This is a genomic window from Mesorhizobium sp. M7A.F.Ca.ET.027.03.2.1 (genome assembly GCF_003999175.1).
In the GTDB taxonomy this organism is placed as follows: Bacteria; Pseudomonadota; Alphaproteobacteria; order Rhizobiales; family Rhizobiaceae; genus Mesorhizobium.
The window spans coordinates 1-1,505 of record NZ_RZOM01001281.1 but is presented as its reverse complement, the minus strand read 5'-3'; the positions used below and the strand labels follow the sequence as shown (position 1 = coordinate 1,505).

Sequence of the window (1,505 nt, the reverse complement as noted above, 5' to 3'; positions counted from 1 at the left end):
GCATAAGGTAACACTGTCGATGATCCGGCGACCTGGATCTGGTCGCGCGCGGCGGCGAAGCCGGACGTCGCGGCGAGCGCAAGCGCAGCGGCCGACGCCGTATAGAGGAATTTCTTCATGTGGCCTGCTCCTGTTCGGAAGATGGTCTCTCGGCGCTCGTCAGTCGGCGCCCGCTGAGGCCAATAGCCTTCGATTATAACAGTCGCATGACAGTTTGATGTCACCCCGGTAACGCGTCATCGGGATGAGCAGAATGCCGCCTGGCCGGCACTCCCGACGCAGCCCCGCTTTGTCACCGGAATCAGGGACTTGCTCGATTCGGTCGAGGCTGGCCGGCGATTTGAGGATCAGCCGGCCTTTATGAAGAAAAGCCGGACGGGAGCGCGTTGCTCTCAGCCAGACGGTGTCGTGGCCGGGCCATCGCCGAAAACAGGTCCGTTGGGGTAGGTTGACGCTGTCTCATGCCGGCGGTCGCTGCTCCCGCCCGTAACTGGGAAGAGCGGAATTCGAATGTCGCCATTGTCTCGGCTGGATGCCGCCTTTCATATGGTGCGATCGCACCATAGTCTTGGCCGCTGACAGGGGCGCGAATCTTCGCCGTATTCCCGGTACTCGGGCAGAGCCGGCCTTACCCGGCGTTGCGCTGCGCCTGCCGGCTGGCGCCGACCCAGCGCTCGACCTTCTCGAGCAACGCCCGGGGACTGATCGGCTTGGGCAGATAGTCGTCCATGCCTGACTCCAGGCAGCGCTCACGGTCGCCCTTCAGCGCATGTGCGGTGACGCCGACGATCGGCACATGCGTGCCGGTTTCTTCCTCCAGCCGGCGAATGGCGGCGGTCGCTTCGAGACCGTTCATCTCCGGCATGGAGACATCCATCAGGATCATGCACGGGTTGAGCCGGCCGAAGGCGTCGAGCGCCTTGCGGCCATTGCCGACGATCTCGAAACCATAACCGGTCTCGCCGAGGATCTGGGTGAACACCATCTGGTTCACCTCATTGTCCTCGGCCACCAGGATATCCAGCCTGTCGCCGCCAGCCGCCACCGGTGGCCGGGGGCGAATCGAAGGCGGCTGCAGCAGCGCCCGCTGTTCGGACGGTGCCGAGGGCTGCGGCCGCATCACATAACTCGCAGCGACGTCGGCTGCGAGCGGCTGCGCGTCGCTGCTGCTCGTATTGTGGCGATGCCGCTGGATGGTGGCGACCAGCGTTTCCAGCAGCACCGAAGAGCGCGCCGGCTTGATCAGCTGGGCATCGATGCCAAGATCGCGATAGCTGGTGTTGGCGAGCGACTGGTCGACCGAGGTCAGCATGATGATCGGCGTGCCGGCAAGGCCGGCGGTGCTGCGCACGATCCGCGCCATTTCGGCGCCGCTCATTCCAGGCATCTGGTAGTCGAGCACGACGCAATCGACCGGAACACCACAGGCAGCGGCGGCGATCAGTACCTTGAGGCCTTCGGCGCCGCTTTCGGCCGCGCAGGAATCGAACGTCCACGATGTCATC

At 64.5% G+C, this 1,505-nt stretch carries 1 protein-coding gene and 1 pseudogene; both read right to left on the bottom strand.

Annotated features, from left to right (window positions below):
* Positions 1-119: pseudogene (locus EN750_RS41165) on the bottom strand (phosphonate ABC transporter substrate-binding protein); the annotation flags it as partial.
* A 509-nt stretch (positions 120-628) separates the two neighbouring features.
* Positions 629-1,505, bottom strand: an 877-nt coding sequence (locus EN750_RS33845) for a response regulator (RefSeq protein WP_145968180.1), incomplete at its 5' end; no start/stop codon positions are given.